The organism is Kitasatospora sp. NBC_00315 (assembly GCF_041435095.1).
GTDB lineage: Bacteria > Actinomycetota > Actinomycetes > Streptomycetales > Streptomycetaceae > Kitasatospora.
In genome coordinates, this window is the sequence record NZ_CP108025.1 from 1,848,975 (window position 1) to 1,868,335 (window position 19,361).

Annotated in this window: 14 protein-coding genes; 3 read left to right on the plus strand and 11 right to left on the minus strand. The window is 73.3% G+C overall.

What is annotated here, in order from left to right; all coding sequences use genetic code 11:
- Window positions 1–8: 8 nt before the first annotated feature.
- The gene (locus OG823_RS07710; protein WP_371478615.1) at window positions 9–170 is read right to left on the minus strand and encodes a hypothetical protein; all 162 of its coding nucleotides are present in this window, start codon (window positions 168–170) and stop codon (window positions 9–11) included.
- Between the two features lie 379 nt (window positions 171–549).
- Between OG823_RS07710 and OG823_RS07715 the strand changes: the two genes are divergently transcribed.
- Window positions 550–774 (plus strand): hypothetical protein, encoded by a 225-nt coding sequence (locus OG823_RS07715; RefSeq protein WP_371478617.1) that lies wholly within the window; start codon window positions 550–552, stop codon window positions 772–774.
- Between the two features lie 49 nt (window positions 775–823).
- Window positions 824–2,053 (plus strand): SPFH domain-containing protein, encoded by a 1,230-nt coding sequence (locus OG823_RS07720; protein WP_371478619.1) that lies wholly within the window; start codon window positions 824–826, stop codon window positions 2,051–2,053.
- An 86-nt stretch (window positions 2,054–2,139) separates the two neighbouring features.
- Here the strand turns inward: OG823_RS07720 and OG823_RS07725 are convergent, their stop codons facing one another.
- From OG823_RS07725 to OG823_RS07770, 10 genes are all read right to left on the minus strand, one after another.
- Complete coding sequence (locus tag OG823_RS07725) at window positions 2,140–2,616, minus strand: cupredoxin domain-containing protein (protein ID WP_371478621.1); 477 nt, start codon at window positions 2,614–2,616, stop codon at window positions 2,140–2,142.
- A gap of 179 nt (window positions 2,617–2,795) precedes the next feature.
- A complete protein-coding gene (locus OG823_RS07730; protein ID WP_371478623.1) occupies window positions 2,796–4,910 on the minus strand; it encodes a SpoIIE family protein phosphatase in 2,115 nt (704 codons plus the stop codon).
- Between the two features lie 372 nt (window positions 4,911–5,282).
- Window positions 5,283–5,423 (minus strand): hypothetical protein, encoded by a 141-nt coding sequence (locus OG823_RS07735; protein ID WP_371478625.1) that lies wholly within the window; start codon window positions 5,421–5,423, stop codon window positions 5,283–5,285.
- Window positions 5,424–5,538: 115 nt separating this feature from the next.
- On the minus strand, window positions 5,539–6,801 hold the full coding sequence (gene glsA / locus OG823_RS07740) for a glutaminase A (RefSeq protein ID WP_371478627.1): 1,263 nt from the start codon (window positions 6,799–6,801) through the stop codon (window positions 5,539–5,541).
- 398 nt (window positions 6,802–7,199) lie between these two features.
- The gene (locus OG823_RS07745) at window positions 7,200–9,188 is read right to left on the minus strand and encodes a beta-galactosidase (protein WP_371478629.1); all 1,989 of its coding nucleotides are present in this window, start codon (window positions 9,186–9,188) and stop codon (window positions 7,200–7,202) included.
- Window positions 9,189–9,199: 11 nt separating this feature from the next.
- Window positions 9,200–11,227 carry a TIM-barrel domain-containing protein gene (locus OG823_RS07750; protein WP_371478631.1) on the minus strand — a complete coding sequence of 676 codons (2,028 nt, stop codon included), beginning with the start codon at window positions 11,225–11,227 and terminating at the stop codon, window positions 9,200–9,202.
- The gene (locus OG823_RS07755) at window positions 11,208–12,284 is read right to left on the minus strand and encodes a LacI family DNA-binding transcriptional regulator (protein ID WP_371478633.1); all 1,077 of its coding nucleotides are present in this window, start codon (window positions 12,282–12,284) and stop codon (window positions 11,208–11,210) included. The genes OG823_RS07750 and OG823_RS07755 overlap by 20 nt, the downstream gene beginning before the upstream one ends.
- A gap of 107 nt (window positions 12,285–12,391) precedes the next feature.
- A complete protein-coding gene (locus OG823_RS07760) occupies window positions 12,392–13,327 on the minus strand; it encodes a carbohydrate ABC transporter permease (protein WP_371478635.1) in 936 nt (311 codons plus the stop codon).
- A complete protein-coding gene (locus OG823_RS07765; RefSeq protein ID WP_371478637.1) occupies window positions 13,324–14,343 on the minus strand; it encodes an ABC transporter permease in 1,020 nt (339 codons plus the stop codon). The genes OG823_RS07760 and OG823_RS07765 overlap by 4 nt, the downstream gene beginning before the upstream one ends.
- 45 nt (window positions 14,344–14,388) lie before the next feature.
- Window positions 14,389–16,056 (minus strand): ABC transporter substrate-binding protein, encoded by a 1,668-nt coding sequence (locus tag OG823_RS07770; RefSeq protein WP_371478638.1) that lies wholly within the window; start codon window positions 16,054–16,056, stop codon window positions 14,389–14,391.
- A gap of 350 nt (window positions 16,057–16,406) precedes the next feature.
- On the opposite strand from OG823_RS07770, the gene OG823_RS07775 reads away from it, so the two are divergent.
- Window positions 16,407–19,328, plus strand: coding sequence for a glycoside hydrolase family 3 C-terminal domain-containing protein (locus OG823_RS07775; protein ID WP_371478639.1), 2,922 nt, complete (start codon window positions 16,407–16,409; stop codon window positions 19,326–19,328).
- Window positions 19,329–19,361 lie beyond the last annotated feature (33 nt).

Sequence of the window (19,361 nt, forward strand, 5' to 3'; positions counted from 1 at the left end):
CGGCCCGGTCAGTGCGGCCGCACCTCGGCGCCGCAGCGCGGGCACCGCGTGGGCGGCGCGGCGTCCAGCACCGCGTCGCAGTCCGGGCAGAGCCGGTTCAGCCAGCAGGGCGCCTCGCCGCCCCCGGTGTCCGGCGCTCGCCCGGTCGCGTCCTCGCCCTCGTCCGTCATGACGTCACCCTACGGTCGGGCGGTGGCCCGGCGCAGCCGCCCCGGCCGGCGGTGCCGGCCGGGCCCGGCCCGGCTCCGCTCGGGGCCCGCTGCGCTCCCGTCGCGACCCCGTCGCGACCCCGTTCCGGCCCGGGTGTCGCCGGGAGCGGTGGGCGCGCGCGGCCCGGAGTACCGTGGAACGAACCGAGGGTCACACGCACCGGCGGCCGGACCGGCGGGCGCCCTCGGCCGGTGGGCCGGTCGGCCGGGTCGCCGGTGGCGGATCTCCGGGAGCGGAGGCGGGCAGGCATGGTCATCGGTCGCGAGGCCCCCTACCGGCCGCGCCGCCCGCTCGACGACCGGCGGCCCCGGATCGGGCGGCGCAGGACGGACGGTCGCGATGCACGTGCGGGACGACGCGCAGGAGAGCCCGATCGGAGCGGTCGGGCGGGTCACCGTCTCCATCCCGCCGGACGGGCCCGGCGAGGTGCTGCTGCCGCTGCGCGGCGGGAGCGAGTCCTTCGCCGCGTGGTCCGAGCAGCCGATTCCCCGCCACGCGCAGGTCATGGTGGTCGAGCGCACGTCGGCGCGGTCCGTCGTCGTGGTGCCCTTCCCCTCCCCGTAGTCCCCGGTACCGAGGCCGCCGTCGACCGGCGTCCGTCGAGGAGGCCGTGATGTTGTTCTGGCACGTTCCGGCGCCGAACGAGGCGCTGTTGATCTCAGGGTCCAAGCGGCAGGCGCAGGACACCCAGTTCCGGATCGTCACCGGTCACGGCAGTTTCGTGATGCCGGTCAAGCAGAAGGCCCGGATGCTCTCGCTGGCGCTGCGCGAGGCCGAGATCACCGAGGACTGCGTGACCCAGCAGGGCATCCGTCTCAACGTCCGCGCCGTGACGGTGTTCAAGGTGGGCGACGACTCGGTGTCGATCGCCAACGCGGCCCGTCGCTTCCTGGCCGAGCAGGAGAAGATGGAGGAGCTGGTGGGCCGCATCTTCGCCGGACACCTGCGCTCCATCATCGGCGGCCTGACCGTCGAGCAGATCATCCGGGAGCGCGACCGGGTCGCCCAGGAGGTGAAGGAGGGCAGCCACAGCGAGATGGAGAAGCTCGGCATCGTGGTCGACGCCCTGCAGATCCAGGAGATCGGGGACACCACCGGCTACATCGACAACCTCGCGGCCCCGCACGCCGCCGCGGTGGCCAGCCGGGCCCGGATCGCGCAGGCGAAGGCCGACCAGGAGGCGACCGAGCGGGAGCAGGAGGCGGCCGCCCTCAAGGCCCAGTACGAGCGGGACACCGCGATCAAGCGGGCCGGGTTCGTCGCCGAGACCGAGCAGGCCAACGCCCGGTCCGCGCAGGCCGGGCCGCTCGCGGAGGCCCGGGCCTCCCAGGAGGTCGTCGAGCAGCAGACCTCCCTGGCGCAGCGGCACGCCGATCTGGCGGCGCGGCGGCTGGAGGCCGAGATCCGGCGGCCGGCCGACGCCGAGGCGTACCGTCAGCGCACCCTGGCGGAGGCGGCCCGGGACCGGGTGCGGTTCGAGGCGGACGCCGCCGCGTACGCGGAGCGGACGACCGCCGAGGCGTGGGCGGTCGCCGCGACCGCGCGGGCGGGGGCCCTGCGGGGCGGCAACCAGGAACTGATCGCGGCCAACCGGGTGATCGAGAACCTCCCGTCGCTGGTCGACGCGGCCGCCCGGGGCCTGTCCGGCTCGAACCTGACGGTGCTCAACGGCACCGAGGGCGTGAACCAGCTGGCGGCCGGCCTGGTCGGTCAGGGCATGGCCGTTCTCGACGCCGTCAGGAAGTCGACCGGTCAGCAGTCGACCGGTCAGCAGCGGAAGGCCACCGCGCCCAACGGCGACCACACGATCCGGCACACCTTCCGACCCGTCCACGGCGGCTGAGCGCCCCGGCGGGTCGGCGCGCGGCCGTCCCGCCCCGGCACGCGGCCGCCCTGCCCCGTCCCGCCCCGGCACGCGACCGCCCTGCCTCAGCGCACGGTCAGCGTGCCGTGCATGTAGGTGTGGATGCTGCAGATGTAGGGGTAGTCGCCCGGCTGCGTCGGTGCGGTGACCGTGGCCGTGCCGCCGGCCGCGATCACGCCGGTGTCGAAGGAGTTGTCCTCGGCGGTGAGGGTGTGCGAGCTGTTGTCGGTGTTGTTCACGGTGACCGTCGCCCCGGGGGCCACCGTGATCGCGACCGGCTTGAATGCGAAGTCCTTGATCGTCACGGTGAGGGAGTCGCCGGCCACGGGCGAGGACTCGGTGGCCGTGGCCGAGCCGGAGGGAGCGGCGGTGGAGGCGCTCGCCGAGGCCGAGGCGGATGCGGAGGCAGAGGCAGAGGCCGTCGCGGGCGCCGGCGTGCTGGGGCTGCTCGGGCTGCTGGAGCAACCCGCGAGGGCCAGCAGCAGGGAGCAGGCGGCGACCGCCGGGGCGATCCGCCGGTGGCGGTGGGTGGTACGCGGCATGGTGGTCGTCCGGCCTTTCCGGTCCCGCCCGCCGGTGGCCGGGCGCAGGCGCCCAGCCTCTCGCGCGGGTGCCGACCCGCCCGGGAGCCCACACCCGGCCGGGCCCCGGCTCACCCGTGCGGGCGAGCCGCTGCGCTCCCGTACGACCGTACGGCCCCGGCCGCCCGCCGACGGCGCCGTCAGGGGCCCGAGTGCTCCGGCAGCGGCTGCTCGGACCAGATGGTCTTGCCCTCCCGCTGGTAGCGGGTGCCCCAGTCGGTGCTGAGCTGCATGACGATGAACAGCCCCCGGCCGCCCTCGTCGGTGCTGCGGGCCTGCCGCAGGTGCGGCGCGGTGTTGGTGTGGTCGGAGACCTCGCAGATCAGTGTGCGGTCACGGATCATGCGCAGCTGGACGGTGCCCCTGCCGTAGCGGATCGCGTTGGTGACCAGTTCGCTGACGATGATCTGGGTGCTGTAGTCCAGGTCGTCCAGGCCCCAGGCGGCCAGCTGGCGTCCGGCCATCCGGCGCGCGTCGGCGACCACGGCGAGGTCGGCCGGGAAGGTCCAGACGGCGACGTTCTCCTCGGCCAGGTGGTGGGTTCGGGCGAGCAGCAGGACGGCGTCGTCCCCTGGGCGTTCCGGCACCAGGGCGTAGACGGCGGCGTCGCAGAGCTCCTGGAGACTGCGGCCCGGCTGCGCGAGCAGGTGGTGCAGGCGGTCGAGGTGGGCGTCGCTGTCCCGGCCCCGGCCGTTGACCAGGCCGTCGGTGTACAGCGCGAGAATGGTGCCCTCGGGCAGTTCGGCGGTCGCGCTCTGGTAGCCGGCGTCGCCGACCCCGAGGTGCGGCCCGGCCGGCACCTCGAACGGCAGGATCTCCCCGTCGGGGTCGATCATCAGGGGCTGCGGGTGGCCGGCCCGGGCGCTGGTCAGACGACGGGAGACCGGGTCGTAGACCAGGACCAGGCAGGAGGCCAGGAACTCCGAGGCGGAGACGGCCGCGCCGGGCGCGGAGGCCGCCAGCGCGTTGTCCACGGCGAGGCGCTTGGCGGTCTCGTCCAGGCGCTCCAGCAGTTCGTCGGGCGGCAGGTCGAGCGAGGCCAGGGTGCGGACCGAGGTCCGGAGCTGGCCCATGGTCGCGGCGGCCTCGACGCCGCGACCGGCGAGATCCCCGACGACCAGCGCCACCCGGGCCCCGGACAGCGGGATCACGTCGTACCAGTCGCTGCCGGCCCCGCCCGGTATGTACAGGTGGGCGGCGTCGACGGCGGAGACCGAGGGGGGCTGGCGGGGCAGCAGGTAGCGCTGCAGGGCGGTGGCCACCGTCCGCTCACGGGCGTAGCTGCGGGCCTTGTCGATACTCAGCGCGGTGCGGTCCGCGAGCCGCTCGGCGAGGTCGAGGTCGGCCTCGTCGAAGGGTTCGGCCCGCGCGTTGCGGTAGTGCACCGTCAGGCCGAGCACCGCGTCGTGCACCGCCATCGGGACGACCATCAGGGAGTGCACCCCGTAGCTGCGCAGCAGCGCGCCGAAGGCCGGGTTGGCGGCGAGCCAGGGTTCGTCCTCGCGCAGCGCGGTGATCAGGCGCGGGCGGATGTCGGCCAGGCTCTGGGAGAACGGGGTGGAGTAGCCGAAGGTGTTCAGCCGGCCGACGTAGACGGGCAGTTCCCCGCCGCTTCGGGTGCGGTACGCGGCGCGGCGCAGCGGGTGGTCCGGGGAGACGCCGCCGTGGTGCTCGGGGCCGGCCCGCCAGGTCTCGTCGAGGACGTCCACGGTGGAGGCGTCGGCGAAGCGCGGGACGGTGACGTCGACCAGCTCCTGGGCGGTGGCGGCGATGTCCAGGGTGGAGCCGATGGTCTGCTGCGCCGTGTGCAGGATGGCCAGCCGGTCGGCGGAGGCGGCCTGCTCGGTGATGTCCTCGACGGAGACGGCGACCGCCCGGGAACGGCCGGCCTGCGTGCCGGTGCCGGCCTCCAGCCGGTACAGCGTGAGGGTGAGCACGACGACCGGGCCGTCGTCCCGGCGTTCATCCGTACGGGGCCCGACGCCGCCCCGGATCATCCGGTTCGTCACCCGGGCGCCGGTGGCCAGGACCTCCGCGGCCAGCTCGGTGATCTCGTCGGCGGGGAACCCGGGCGCGACGTCGGCCAGCCGGCGGCCGAGGGCGTCCTGCCCCGGCAGGCAGTGCAGGGCCGCGGCCGACCGGTTCAGGGTGATCACCCGCATGTCGGCGTCGAGGACGTACCAGGCGCGCGGGGCCGCGCCGAACAGTTCCTGCAGGAGGGCGGTGTGGTCGGCGCCCGGATCCGAGTCCCGCACCGTGGTACCTCCGGGGTCGTCGTCCGTGATCCCTCCCCACGATCGCAGAGCGGGCCGCGACGGCAAGTCATGCGTCCCGGGCGTGTCGGCGTCCGAGGCGGGCCGGGCGGGTGCGGTGACGGGGCGGTGAGGATACCGGTGGCGGGCGGGCGCAGGGGCCGGGCGTGGGCGGGGACGGCCGGCAGCGGTCGGCGCGGCCCGCGGACGAGGGCCGGACGGGGCTCACTCGTTCGGCCCATCGGACGGCCGTCCCGCACGCGGTCGCGGCGGCGGTGTGAAAACCCCGAGACCTCCTTCTCCTGAGCGGCGGTCAGTTCGCGAGCGACTGCCCCGGGGAAGCGGAGCGGAGCCGGACCTGTGGCGGGTTCGTCCTCACCTCGGTGACCACCCCGCTCCGGGGCGGCCGACGACATCGCGCACCCGGTCGCCCGGGCGGCCGGCGGCGGTGGCGTGCTGCTGCTCGGCGCCCCCTGTCAGCGCGGTGCTCGGACGGTGCGTCAGCAGCACGGCCACCGCCATGACCGTGGCGCCGATCGCCGTCTCGGCGGCGCACGACGCCGGGATCTCCGGGCGGCCGGTGCCGATGTGCGTGGCGGCGGACCGTCCTCCGAGCGGCGGGCGGGCCCGGTCAGCCGTCCCGGACCGGGCGGCCCGGCGCACCCGTCACGGTGACCCGGTGGCCCGCCGCGGACAGCCGGCCCAGGGCGGAGCGCAGCATCGCCTCGGCGACGGGGTCGATCGCGGTGACCCGGGAGAGGTCGAGCAGCAGCGGGCCGGCCGGGCCGGCGGCTCGCCGCGCCAGCGCGAACAGCACGCGTTCGGCCGCCGTGAAGTCGAGCGCGCCCTGCGCCGCCACCACCGCGTCCTGTCCGGCGGCCAGGAGGGTCGGCGCTCCCCGGGCGGGGCGGCGCATCAGGTGCAGGCCGAAGCGCTCGGACAGCTCGCGCAGCGCCGCCGCGCCCCGGACCGGGTTGCCGGTGGCGTCCAGCGGCGGGCTCCAGCAGGCCACGCCGAACCGGGCCGGGCTGACCGCGATCAGCCCGCCGGACACCCCGCTCTTGGCGGGCAGTCCGACCCGCAGCAGCCACTCGCCGGAGGCGTCGTACATACCGCAGGTCGCCATCACCGACAGGACCTGCACGGCGACCGGCTCGTCCACCACCCGCTCACCGGTCACCGGGTTCACCCCGCCGTTGCCCAGCGTCGCCGCCATCACGGCGAGGTCGGCCGCCGTCGCCCGCACGGCGCACTGGCGGAAGTAGAGGTCGGTGACGGCGAGCGGGTCGCAGGCCAGGGAGCCGGCGCCGCGCATCAGGTAGGCCAGCGCCCGGTTGCGGTCGCCGGTGGCCGCCTCGGAGGCGTAGACGGCCTCGTCCACGTCCAGCCGGCGGCCGGCGAAGGCGCTGAGGCGGGCGAGGACGCGCTCGAAGCGCTCGGCGGGCGTCGCGCCCGGCAGCAGCGCGGTGGCCGCGATCGCCCCCGCGTTGACCATCGCGTTCGACGGCCTGCCGGTGCCCTCCTCCAGGCTGATCGCGTTGAAGGCCTCGCCGCTCGGCTCCGCGCCCACCCAGCGGCTGACCTCGTCCAGGCCCAGTTCGGCGAGGGCCAGGGCGTAGACGAACGGCTTGGAGACCGACTGCAGGGTGAACGGCTCGCTCGCCTCCCCCGCCTCGTAGCGGTGCCCGTCCATGCTGACCAGGGCCAGGCCGAAACCGGCCCGGTCGGCCCGGGCCAGTTCGGGGATGTACGCGGCGACCTCGCCCTCGTCCAGGGTGCGCAGCCGCCGGTACAGATCGGCCAGCGCGGCGGTCACCGCGTCGGGAGCGGGGTCGGCGGCGGGGTCGGGGCCACGGTCGGAGTCGGCGGCGGGGTCGGGGTCGGCGGCGGCCACCTGTCAGGGCGTCACGATCGGGAAGGGCACCGTCAGACACCGGAGCACCCGGCCGGCCAGGAGGACGACCCGCCGGGGGCGCCCGGCTGCCGGAGTCCTCGCAGCCGCTCCGGCAGGGGGTGGGCAGGTCGTCATCGCGCTCCTCGGCACGCCGGCGGGTCCGCGCGGCCGGCACGGATCACGGACCACGGACCACGGACCACGGACCACGGACCACGGACCACGGCAAACCTACCGAAGTACCAATGATTCGGCATGCGGAGCAGCCGGTGCCCCGGACGGTCGTCCCGGGCACCGGCTCCGCCCCGGCCGCCACGGCGGCGAGGCCCCCACTGCCCCCCGCCCCCGCTCCGGCGAGGCCGCGGCGCCCCGACGCCACGGCTCCTCCGCCCCGGCCGCTACAGCGGTGGCTCCTCGCGGACGACCGCCGAGCATCCCGCCGGGACGTCCAGGCCGCCGCCCGGCACCGGGCGCCCGGTCAGCAGATCGTGGCCGGACAGCGCGAGGTGCACGTCCCGGTCGGTGTTGTTGATGACGAACAGCCAGCTGCGGCCGTCCGCCGAGCGGCGTCGCACCGCCTCCACACCGGGCGGCAGGCCCGGCAGCTCCGGGCTCACGCCGCTCTCCTCCAGGATCCGGTCGATCAGGGCGCGGTACGCCGCGTCGTCCAGCTTCGTCGAGACGTACCAGCCGGTGCCCTCGCCGAAGGCGTGGCGGGTGACGGCGGGCCGGCCGGCCAGCGGGCCCTCGGCGTACGTGGTCACGGTCTCGGCGCCCTCGGTGCGCAGGTCCTCGCTCCAGAGCGTCCCGGTGGAGCCGTCGGACAGGGCGAGGGCGGCGCCGGCCGCGAGCGGGCGGTGCTCCTCGCCACGGATGCCCAGGACCTCCCTGAACGCGCCGGGGTGTCCGCCGAGGCGGACGTGGTGGTGCTGGTCGACCACACCGCTGAAGTACTGCACCAGCAGTGTGCCCCCTCCCTCGACGTACCGGCGCAGTGCGGCGGCGCCCTCGTCGGAGACCAGGTAGAGGCTGGGGGCCAGGACCAGCCGGTAGCGGGAGAGATCGGCCTCCGGGTGGGCGAAGTCGGTGGTGATCCCGGCGTCCCAGAGCGCGCGGTGGGCGCGCTTGAGGGTGCCCGGGTAGTCGAGCTCGGAGGACGGCAGACCGTCGGTGTCCAGCGCCCACCAGGCGTCGGCGTCGTGCAGGACGGCCGCCTCGGCGGTGACCGTGGAGCCGGCGATCTCGTCCAGCGCGGCGACGGCCTCGCCGGTGGCGACGGTCTCCCGGAAGATCCGGGTGTCGGGGCCGGCGTGCGGGACCATCGCGGAGTGCCAGAGCTCGGCCCCGGCCCGGGACTGGCGCCACTGGAAGAACAGCGCGCCGTCCGAGCCGCGCGCGATGTGGGCCAGCGAGCTGCGCAGGATCCGGCCGGGCTCCTTGGGGAGCACCCGGTCCCCGAGGTAGACGGTGTTGGTGCCCTGCTCGATCAGCAGCCAGGGCTTTCCGCCGCCGAAGGAGCGGGCGCGGTCGGCGCCGAACGCGGTGTCGGCGTCGCCGTCCAGGCCCGGGGCGTCCATGTAGTGGTCGATGCCGACGAAGTCGACCTCGCGTCCGAAGGCCCAGAGGTCGAGCGTCTGGTAGCCGGGCAGCATCAGGTTGGTGGTGACCGGCACCGCGGGCGGGATGTGGCGGCGCACGGCGTCGCGCTGCTCGCGGTAGGCCGCCAGCGCCTCGTCGGACCAGAACCGGCGGAAGTCCAGGGTGTGGCCGGGGTTGTGGTGCCACTGGGTGGCGCGCGGAGGCGTGATCTGCTCCCAGGCGCCGTAGCGCTGGCTCCAGAAGGCCGTGCCCCAGGCGTGGTTGAGCGCGTCAAGGGTGCCGTACCGGGCGCGCAGCCAGACCCGGAAGGCGGCCGCGGACTGTTCGCAGTGGCAGACGGTGGCGTACTCGTTGTGGATGTGCCACATCACGACGGCGGGGTGCTCGCCGTAGCGCTCGGCGAGCGCCTCGGCGATCCGGGCCGCCGCCCGGCGGTAGGCCGGGGCGGCGAGGCAGTAGGTGTCGCGGCTGCCGTGGGTGAGCCGGGTGCCGTCGGGGGTGACCGGCATGGCCTCGGGGTGGGCGAGGGTGAACCAGGGCGGCGGTGAGGCGGTCGGGGTCGCCAGGTCGACCCGGACGCCGTTGGAGTGCAGCCGCTCCAGGTGGGCATCGAGCCACCCGAACTCGTAGCGCCCCTCCTCGGGTTCGAGCAGCGCCCAGGAGAAGACGCCGACCGTGACGAGGTTGACGCCGGCCCGCCGCATCAGCTCGTCGTCCTCCTTCCAGGTCTGCTCGTCCCACTGCTCGGGGTTGTAGTCCCCGCCGAAGGCCATGCCGGTCAAGGGCATCTGTTCGTCCCTCAGTCTCGGATCGGGAGGTCGGCGCCGTCGCGCAGGAAGAGCGGGATCCGCTCCAGCGGGGCGTCCACCCGAACGCTCCGACCGCCGGGGTGGCGCTCCCCCGTCCAGGCGTCCGTCCACTCGGCGCCGGCCGGCAGGTGGACCGTGCGCTCGCGGGCACCGGCCTCGGTGACCGGGGCGACCAGCAGGTCCGGGCCGAGCAGGAAGGCGTCCTCCACCCGCCAGGCGGCCGGGTCGGCCGGGAACTCCACGAACAGCGGGCGCATCGGCGGCAGGCCCTGCTCGGCCGCCGCCTCCATCTGCCGCATGACGTACGGCCGCAGCCGCTCGCGCAGGTGCAGGTAGCCGGAGAGGATGCCGTACGCCTCCTCGCCGTAGGACCACACCTCGTTGGCCAGTCCGGTCATCGCCGGCTCCAACTTCTGGTCCGGGCCGCGGAATCCGTGCAGTCGGAACAGCGGGCAGAACGCGCCGTACTGGAACCAGCGGATCAGCACCTCGCGGTAGGCCGGGTCGTCCGGGTCGCCGCCGTGGAAGCCGCCGATGTCGGTGGTCCACCAGGGGATGCCGGAGACGGCGACGTTCAGGCCGGCCTTGATCTGGGCCCGCAGGCTGGCGAAGTCGGTGCCGATGTCGCCCGACCACAGCGCGGCGCCGTAGCGCTGGGCGCCCGCCCAGGACGAGCGGTTGAGTGTGACGATCTCGCTCTCGCCCGCGGCGACCATGCCGTCGTGGATCATCCGGGCGTTCTCGCGCGGGTAGAGGTTGCCGACCTCCAGACCCGGGCCGGCGTGGTAGCGCAGGTTCGCCGGGTAGCCGGGCTTGAGCTCGGGCTCGCAGGCGTCCAGCCAGAAGACCTTGATGCCGAGGTCGTGGTAGTTGCGCCTGATCCGCTCCCAGACGAACGAGCGGGCGTCCGCGTTGGTGGCGTCGTAGAAGGCGACCTGGGCGGAGTAGGCGTTCAGGCCCTTGTCCGGCCAGTCGGCGTGCGCGACCGGGCCGTACTCGGTGTTGATGAGGAGGCCCTCGTTGAGCAGCTCGTGGTAGTTCTCGCTGAGCGGGCTGACCGAGGGCCAGACCGAGACCATCAACTTGATCCCGAGCTCTTCGAGTTCGGCGTTCATCGCGGCCGGGTCGGGCCACTCGGCCGGATCGAACTTCCAGTCGCCGAGGTGCGTCCAGTGGAAGAAGTCGCTGACGATCACGGAGAGCGGCAGGCCGCGCCGGCGGTACTCCCGGGCCACCTCCAGCAGCTCGGCCTGGGTGCGGTAGCGCAGTTTGCACTGCCAGAACCCGGAGGCCCACCACGGCAGGACCGGGCTGTGGCCGGTGGCGTCGGCGTAGTTGCGCAGCACCGCGGCGGGCTCGCCGGCCGTCACCCAGTAGTCCAACTGCCGTGCGCTGTCCGCGACCCAGCGCGTGCCTGTCGCGGCGAGCTCGACCCGGCCGATGGCCGGGGAGTTCCACAGCAGACCGTAGCCGCGGTCGGAGAGCAGGAAGGGGATGGTCACCTCGCCGTTGCGCTGGACCAGGTCGATCACGGCGCCCTTCTGGTCGAGCATGCCGTGGGTGTGCTGGCCGAGGCCGTACATCCGCTCGCCGTCGTAGCTGCGGAAGCGCTGCTCCAGCCGGTGGTAGCCGTTCCCGGTGGCGGTGTACAGGCGCGGGCCGGGCCACCAGAAGTGGTGCGGCTCCTCGGCCAGCAGCTCGGCGCCGTCGGCGGTGCGCAGGAAGGCGATCCGCCCTGCGGCGGGGTGCAGTTGGGGGTCACTCGCATCGGGCGCGTTGCCGTCGATCCGGACCGTGATCGCGCCGTTGACCAGCGTGGCGGTGTTGCCCTCGATCTTGACGACGGCGCCGGAGGGGCCCGGTCGGTCCAGCAGGGCGCCGGGCAGATCCTCGATCAGCGGGCCACCGGGAGTGGCCCGGACCCGGACCGCGTCGCGGCCCCAGGGCTCCACCCGCAGGGTCTCGCCCCTGGCGCGCCACTCGAGGGCGCCGCCGAGGTCATGGATGTGGTTGGGCATGGCTGTTCTCCACGTCTGCGGGGGTCTGCGGGGAAGGGAAGTGGGGCGGGCGCGACGGCACCGGGCCGGAGCTCTCCCGTACGGTCAGCACCGGTGTGAGCAGGGTGACCTCGGGGGTGGAGCCGCCGTCGATGCGGCCCAGCACGAGTTCGACGGCCCGCCGGCCCAGGTCCTCGGCCGGGCCGGTGACGGCCGTCAGGCGCGGGGAGTTCTGTTCGGCGAGCTGCTCGGGGCAGAGCGCGACGACCGAGACGTCCTCGGGCACGATCCGCCCCGAGGTGCGCAGCAGGCTGAGCAGCGGGCCGATGGCGCCCTCGTTCTGGACCACGAAGCCGGTGGTGGCCGGGCGGTCGTCGAGGATCCGGCCGAGGACGCCCGCGGTGCTCTCGAAGGTGCCCTCGCACGGGCGGTGCAGGGTGCGCAGGCCGCGCTCGCGGGCCCGCTCCCGGAAGCCCGTGAGGGTGCGCTCGGCGTAGCCGGCGTGCCGCTGGTAGACCTGCGGCGCGTAGCCGATGAAGGCGACCTCGCGGTGGCCGAGGTCGGCGAGGTGGTCGGCGCACAGGGCGCCGGCGGCGGCGAAGTCGTGGTCGACGCAGGACAGCCCGGCGGTGTCGGCAGGCAGGCCGATCAGCGCGGCGTGGCTGCCGAGTTCGCGCAGCACGGGGATCCGCTCGTCGTCCAGCTCGACGTCCATCAGGATCACGCCGTCGGCGAGCCCGCTGGCGGCGACCCGGCGTACGCCGTCCGGCCCCTCGTCGTTGGTGATGAGCAGGACGTCGTACCCGTGGCTCCGGGCGGTCATCGTCACCGAGATCGCGATCTCCATCATGATGGGGACGTAGACGTCGGTGCGCAGCGGGACCACCAGCGCGATGATGTGCGAGCGCTTGCCCGCCAGCGCGCGGGCACCGGCGTTGGGGTGGTAGCCCAGGTCGCTGATGGCCCGCTCGACCCGGCGGCGGGTGGGCTCCGAGATGCTGCGCTTGCCACTGAGGACGTAACTCACCGTGCTCGGGGACACGCCTGCGTGCTGGGCCACTTCGGCGAGTGTCACCATTGGATCGGTATCCCCCTGCTGCGTTCTGCTGCGTTGTTCGGACGGGTGGTACGGGCGGCGGGTGGTACGGGCGGGCTGCCGGCGCGGCCCAGCCTAGGGCTTGGGTGTCAGCCCTTGACCGCGCCGGTGAGCACGCCCTTGGCGAAGTGCTTCTGGACGAACGGGAAGGCGATCACGACCGGCACGAGGGTCAGGACCACCACGGCCATCTGCAGGGAGAGCGGGGCCGTCGCGGTCGCGGCGTTGCCGAAGCCGGCGTTGACCTGGCCCGGCATGTTCGTCCCGAGGTTGACGTACTGGTAGAGCACGTACTGCAGGGGCCACTTCTGGCTGCTGGTCGGCATGTAGAGCATGACGTTGAAGAAGGAGTTCCAGTAGCCGACGGCGTAGAACAGGGTGATCACCGCGGTGACCGCCCGGGAGGTCGGCAGGACCACCGACCAGAGGATGCGCCACTCGCCCGCGCCGTCCATCCGGGCCGCGTCGATCAGTTCGGACGCGGTGCTGCCGTAGAACGAGCGCAGCACCAGGATGTTGAAGACGCTGACGGCACTGGGCAGGATCAGCGCCCAGTACTGGTCGAAGCCGCCGAGTCCGGTGACCACCAGGTAGGAGGGGATCAGGCCGCCGCTGACGAACATGGTGACCACCAGGATCATCAGCAGCGTGCGGTGGCCGAGCGAGCGGGGGCGGGAGAGGCCGTAGGCGCAGAGGATCGAGACGAGCATCGAGAAGGCGGTGCCCACGATCGTGATCGCCAGGCTGACGAACATCGCGCGGGCGACCGGGCCGTCGTCGAGCATGGCGCGGTAGGCGTTCAGGGTCAGCCCGTGCGGGACGATCACCAGGCCGCCGGCCCGGTTGATCGAGCCCTGGGTGGAGAAGCTGGTGATCACCACGCACCAGAGCGGCCCGAGGATCAGGAGCACGATGCCGCCCAGCGTCAGGCCCTTCACCCCCTGCCCGACGGCGGTGGGCTGCTCCTCCCAGACCGGGCGGGAGGAGGCGCGCCGGCGCCGGGTCGTCGTGATGGCGTCGCTCATTTGCGGTACAACCCGTCCTCGCCGAAGAAGTGCGCCAGCTTGTTCGCCCCGTAGATCAGGGCCAGCGAGATGACGCTCTTGAAGATGCCGGCCGCGGCGCCGTAACCGTAGTTGTTGGTACCGATGCCGTAGTAGTAGGAGAAGGTGTCCAGCACTTCGGACGCGTCGTGTCCCACCGCGTAGCGCTGGATGAGCAGTTGCTCGAACCCGACGTTCAGGATGTTGCCCAGGCGCAGCACCAGCATCAGGACGATCACGCCGCGCAGGCCCGGCATCGTGATGTGCCACATCCGCCGCCAGCGGCCGGCGCCGTCCATCGCGGCGGCCTCGTAGAGGTTCTCGTCGATGGCGGCGAGCGCCGCCAGGAAGACGATGATCCCCCAGCCGGCGTCCTTCCAGATCACCTGGGAGGTGACCAGCAGCTTGAACACCGAAGGGTCGGTCATGATGTTCCAGGGCGTCATGGCGTGCTGGCGCAGGAACTGGTTGAGCAGGCCGGCGCCGCCGATCATCTGCTGGAACAGCGTGATGACCAGGACCCAGGAGAAGAAGTGCGGGACCAGCGTCACCGACTGGACGAAGCTGCGCAGCCTTGGGCTGAGCACCGAGTTGAGCAGCAGCGCCAGCATGATGGGCACCGGGAAGAAGAGCACGAGCTGGACGCCCGCCAGCGACAGCGTGTTGCGCAGCGACTCCCAGAACAGCGGGTCGCCGAACAGCTGGTTGAAGTTGTCCAGCCCGATCCACTGGCTGTTGAACACACCGACGATGGGGTCGTAGTACTCGAAGGCGGTGATCGTGCCGAACAGCGGCAGGTAGTTGAAGACCAGCAACAGGACGACGACCGGGACGGTCATCAGGAGCAGCGAGCGGTCCCGGCGCAGCCGGATCCGCCAACTCAGCTTTCCTGGACGCGACTCGCTCGCATCCGGCGTCCGGTGCTTCTCCGGGACGTCGACGGGTGCCGCTTGCTCGCGGCCGGGCACATCGGCGCCGTTCGTGGTGACTGCCGCCACGACCACCGCACCTCCTAGGTTCGCTACGGGCTGGGAGTGGTGGGGCTACTGACCGGAGCCGTGCTTGTCGTAGACCTCGCTCTGGTACCAGGCGGTGAGCTCGTCGCCGCCGCTGTGCTTCCAGGAGGCCAGCGCGGTCTGGTAGTCGGAGACGCTCTTCAGGCCGTGGTAGACGTCCTTGATGGTGTCCTCGAGCGCCTGGGCGCCGGAGGCGGTGCTGAAGCGCTGCGGCACGGTGACGTTCATGTTCCAGAACACCGGCTTGTAGGCGAACTGGACGGCGGCGGTGTTCCAGGAGCAGATGTCCTTGGTCACCTGGTCGAAGCCGGGATTGCTGACCACGCCGGGGCTGGTGGCGAGGAACGGGTAGGTCTGCGGCTGGACGTTCTTCTGGCCGTCCGGCGTGAAGGTGGGGGTGCCGTTCACCCGGGTGTGGTCGGTGCCCTCGACGCCGTAGTTGATCAGCGTGTACTCGGCCGAACCCCACGGTGCGGCAAGGTAGTTGGCTATCGAGAGCAGCTCCTTGATCTGCTCCGGCCTGAGCCGGGAGTTCAGGTAGCTGACCATGCTGGTGGACGGGCCGAGGAAGATGCTCGGCTTGGAGGTGCCGTCCGCCGAGAAGAGCGGGAGCGCGCCGCGCCGGTAGCTCGGGTTCGCCGCCTGCCCGGCCTGGGCGTCGGCCAGGTTCCAGGCGCCGGTGCCGTCACCGGTGACCAGGACCTTGCCGGCGTAGAAGCGGGCCTTGGCGTCGTTGTTGTTGCCGGCCAGCGCGTCCGGGTGGATGTAGCCCGCCTTGGCGAGCTTCCAGGCCCAGTTGAGGGCCTCCAGGAACTCCGGCTGGTCGTACTTGTGGATCAGCTTGCCGTCCTTGGCGGTGAACAGCTGGGCGATGCCGAACGGCTGCGCCAGGTACGTCCAGAGGTCGTCGAAGGCCCAGACGCCGGCGCTCTCGCTGGTCAGCTCCTTGCCCAGGTTCATCAGGTCGTCGGCGGACTTGACGCTGTCCGCGGCGATGCCCTTGGCCTCGAAGACGTCCCGGCGGTGGTAGAACATGCCGGCGAAGGCGGTGCCGGAGGAGAAGGACGGGATGCCGTAGAGCTTGTCGCCCCAGACCCCGGCCTGCCAGGCGCCGGTGGGCAGTGCGGCCAGGTTCGGGTAGTCCTTCACCTTGTCGCCGGCCAGGTACGGCGTGAGGTCGGCCAGCTGCGTGCCGGCCAGCTCACCCACGTTGAAGAGCTGGTTCCACCAGGTGGGGAGCTGGATCCAGTCGGGGAGCTTCTTGGCGGCCGCCATGGTGGGGATCGAGGTGTTGTACGTGGTGCCGTTGGCCGGCTGCATGGTGAGCGTCGCGCCGAGGGCTGCGTTGACCGCCTTGTAGAAGGCGTTGTCGGCCGACGGGATGGTCCCCCACAGCGGCGTCACCGTGGTGTAGGTGCCACCGGAGCCGGGCGTCTTGCCGACGGTCCTGACCGGGCTCGCCGGGTAGGTGAGGAAGCCCGGGTCGCTGGTCCCGCCACCGGGGCCGGCGACCGAGGGGATGTCCGCCTTCACCGCCGTGTCGGCGACGAAGGTCGGCAGGGATCCGGCGAGGCCGGTCTTGCTGTTGGTGCCGCTCTTCGCGGCTCCGCCGCTGCCACAGGCGCTGAGCAGCGGCGCCATGGCGGCTGCGCCGGCGACGGTGACGGCGGTTCTGAGGAGGGTTCTGCGGCTCATCTGGGTGCTCATGTCGGTGCGGCCCTTCATCGTTGAGGATCCGGTTCGTCGAATCGCTTCGATGTTGCGGCGACACTAGCGGCGCCCCGGACGTTCGACAAGGGGATGAACAAATCATTTCCGGGAGATCACGAGCGGTCGGCGTGACCCTGCGGATTCTCACAAAGCCCCTGTTGACAGGGGGAGATGAGCCCGACGTACGCTCACCCGGTTGACACCCGCCACCCGCCGTGCCACTTTCGAAGCGTTTCAACACCGCGCCGCCCCGGGGACGCCGTCCGAGCGCCCGGCGGAACCCATCCGGCGCCACCCCCACACTCTCCGCACGCCACTCCCGAGGGGTTTCCCAGGTGACGACCACCGCTGTGCCCGCAGAGCCGTCCATCGAGCGGCTCCCGTTCCGCGACCCCACGCTGGCGCTGCGCGAGCGCGTCGCGGACCTGCTCGCCCGGCTCACCCCGGCCGAGCGGATCGCCATGCTGCACCAGTACTCCCCCGCGATCCCCCGCCTCGGCCTCGGGGCCTTCCGCACCGGTACCGAGGCCCTGCACGGCGTCGGCTGGCTGGGCGCGGCCACCGTCTTCCCGCAGGCCGTCGGGCTGGGCGCCACCTGGGACGAGGAACTGACGCACGAGATCGCCACCGCCACCGGAACCGAGCTGCGGGCCTTCCACCACCACCGCTCCCCCGCCGCCGGCGAGGGCCGGATCAGCCTGCAGGCCTGGGCCCCCGTGGTGAACCTGCTGCGCGACCCCCGCTGGGGCCGCAACGAGGAGGGCTACGCCGAGGACCCGCTGCTCACCGCCCGCCTCGCCGACAGCTTCTGCCGGGGCCTGGCGGGCGAGGACCCGGACCACCTGCGCACCGCGCCGATCCTCAAGCACTTCCTCGCCTACAACAACGAGGACGAACGCTGCGAGACCTCCTCCGGGCTGCGCCCGCGCGTGCTGCACGAGTACGACCTCGCGGCCTTCCGGACCGCCATCGCCTCCGGCTCGGCGACCGGCGTGATGCCGGCGTACAACCTGGTCAACGGCCGTCCCTGCCACGTCAGTCCGCTGATCGAGGCCGAACTGCGCCGCTGGGCCGCGCCGACCGGCCACGAGCTGTTCGTCTGCAGCGACGCCGAGGCGCCCTCCAACCTGGTCGACCCCGAGCACTACTTCGACGACCACGCCGAGTCGCACGCCGCCGCCCTGAAGGCCGGCGTCGACAGCTTCACCGACCACGCCGACGACCCGAGCACCACGGTCTCGCGGCTCACCGAGGCGCTGGAGCGCGGCCTGGTCGACCAGGCCGACGTCGACCGCGCGGTCGCCCGGCAGCTGTCGATCCGGCTGCGCCTGGGCGAGTTCGACCCGGCCGGCGACCCCTACGCCGGCACCGGCTGGGAGGTCGTCGACTCCGCCGCGCACCGCGCACTGGCGCTGCGGGCCGCCACCGAGTCGGTCGTCCTGCTGAAGAACGACCGCGGCGTGCTGCCGCTGGCCCCCGCCGAGGGCCGGCGGATCGCGGTCATCGGCCCGCTCGCCGACACCCTGTTCGAGGACTGGTACAGCGGCACCATGCCCTACCGGGTCACCGTGGCCGCCGGGCTCGGCGCCGCGCTGGGCGACCGCGGCGGGGAGGTGGTCTGCACCGAGGGCGTGGACCGGATCACGCTGCGGTCCGCCTCCACCGGCGGACTGCTCGCCGTTCCGGCCGGGGACCCGACCGGGCCGATCACGGTCCGCGCCGAGGACGGGCCCGGGGACGAGGCCCGCTTCGACCTGTTCGACTGGGGCAACGGCGTGCTGACCCTGCGCAGCGCCGCGTCCCGCCGCTACGTCACGCTCAAGGACGAGGGCCTCGGCCTGGCCGCCGACCAGGTGCAGCCCAACGGCTGGGACGTGCACGAGACCTTCCGGTTGGAGGTCGGGCCGGACGGCACCGAACTGCTGCGCAACGTGTACAACGGCCGCTACGCCGTGGTCGACCCCGCCACCGGCCTGGTCACCCTCTCCGCCGCCGAGCCGGACGGCGCCGAGCGCTGGACCAGAACCGTCGTCCGTGACGGCGCCGCCGAAGCGCTGGCCGCCGTAGGCGCGGCCGACACCGCCGTCGTCGTGCTCGGCAACGACCCGCACATCAACGGCCGCGAGACCCAGGACCGCACCGACCTGCACCTGCCGCCCGCCCAGGAGGCGCTGCTGCGCGCCGTCGCCGCCGCCTGCCCCGACACGGCCCTGGTGGTGATGAGCAGCTACCCGTACGCCGTCGACTGGGCGGACGAGCACCTCCCGGCCGTGCTGTGGACCTCGCACGGCGGCCAGGAGACCGGCCGGGCACTGGCCGCCGTCCTGCTCGGCGACGCGGATCCCTCGGGCCGGCTGCCGCAGACCTGGTACCGGGCGGACGACCCGCTGCCGGCGCGCCTGGACTACGACGTCATCCAGGCCGGCTGGACGTACCAGTACCACCGGGCCGCCCCGCTCTACCCGTTCGGGCACGGCCTGTCGTACACCTCGTTCGCGTACAGCGGCCTCACGGTCGCCGCGCGGGGCGACTCGATCGCCTGCTCCGTCGAGCTCCGCAACACCGGGGAGCGCGCCGGGACGGAGACCGTGCAGCTCTACACCCGTGCGCTGGACGCCCGCTACGAGGCCCCGCTGCTGAAGCTGGCGGCGTACCGCAAGGTGCGGCTCGCGGCCGGCGAGAGCAGGCGGGTGGACTTCACCGTGCCCCGCTCCGCGCTGGAGCACTGGGACGTCAACGAGGGCGGCTTCACCGTCGACCCCGGCGCGTACGAGATCCTGGTGGGCCGCTCGGCCGGGGCGGTCGAGCTGTCGGCGCCGTTCGTCGTCAAGGGGGACGCGCCGGGGCCGCGCCGGGTGGCCGGCGCCGCCGTCCGGGCCGTCGACTTCGACGACCACACCGGCGTCACGCTGGTCGACGTCACCCGCCAGGACGGCGACGCCGTCGCCGCCGTGCCGGGGGCACCGCTCAGCGCGGTGCTGTTCCGGGCGACCGAACTGCCCGCCGGGCCGCTGTCCCTGAGCGCCGAGGTCTCCCGTACGGAGGCCGGCGAGGCCGTCCTGGAGCTGCGTGCGGACGACCCGGCGGCGGGCCCGCTGCTGGCGAGCTTGTCCGTCCCCGCCACCGGCGGACGCTACGCCTGGACGACGGTGACCGGCCCGGTGACCGAGGCCGGCGCGGGCGTGCGGGACCTGCACCTGGTGCTCCGCGGCGAGCTGCGGCTCGCCTCGTTCACCCTGAGCCCCATCGAGGCCTGACCGTCGCGGTGGCGCCCCGGCCGGCAGCTCCGA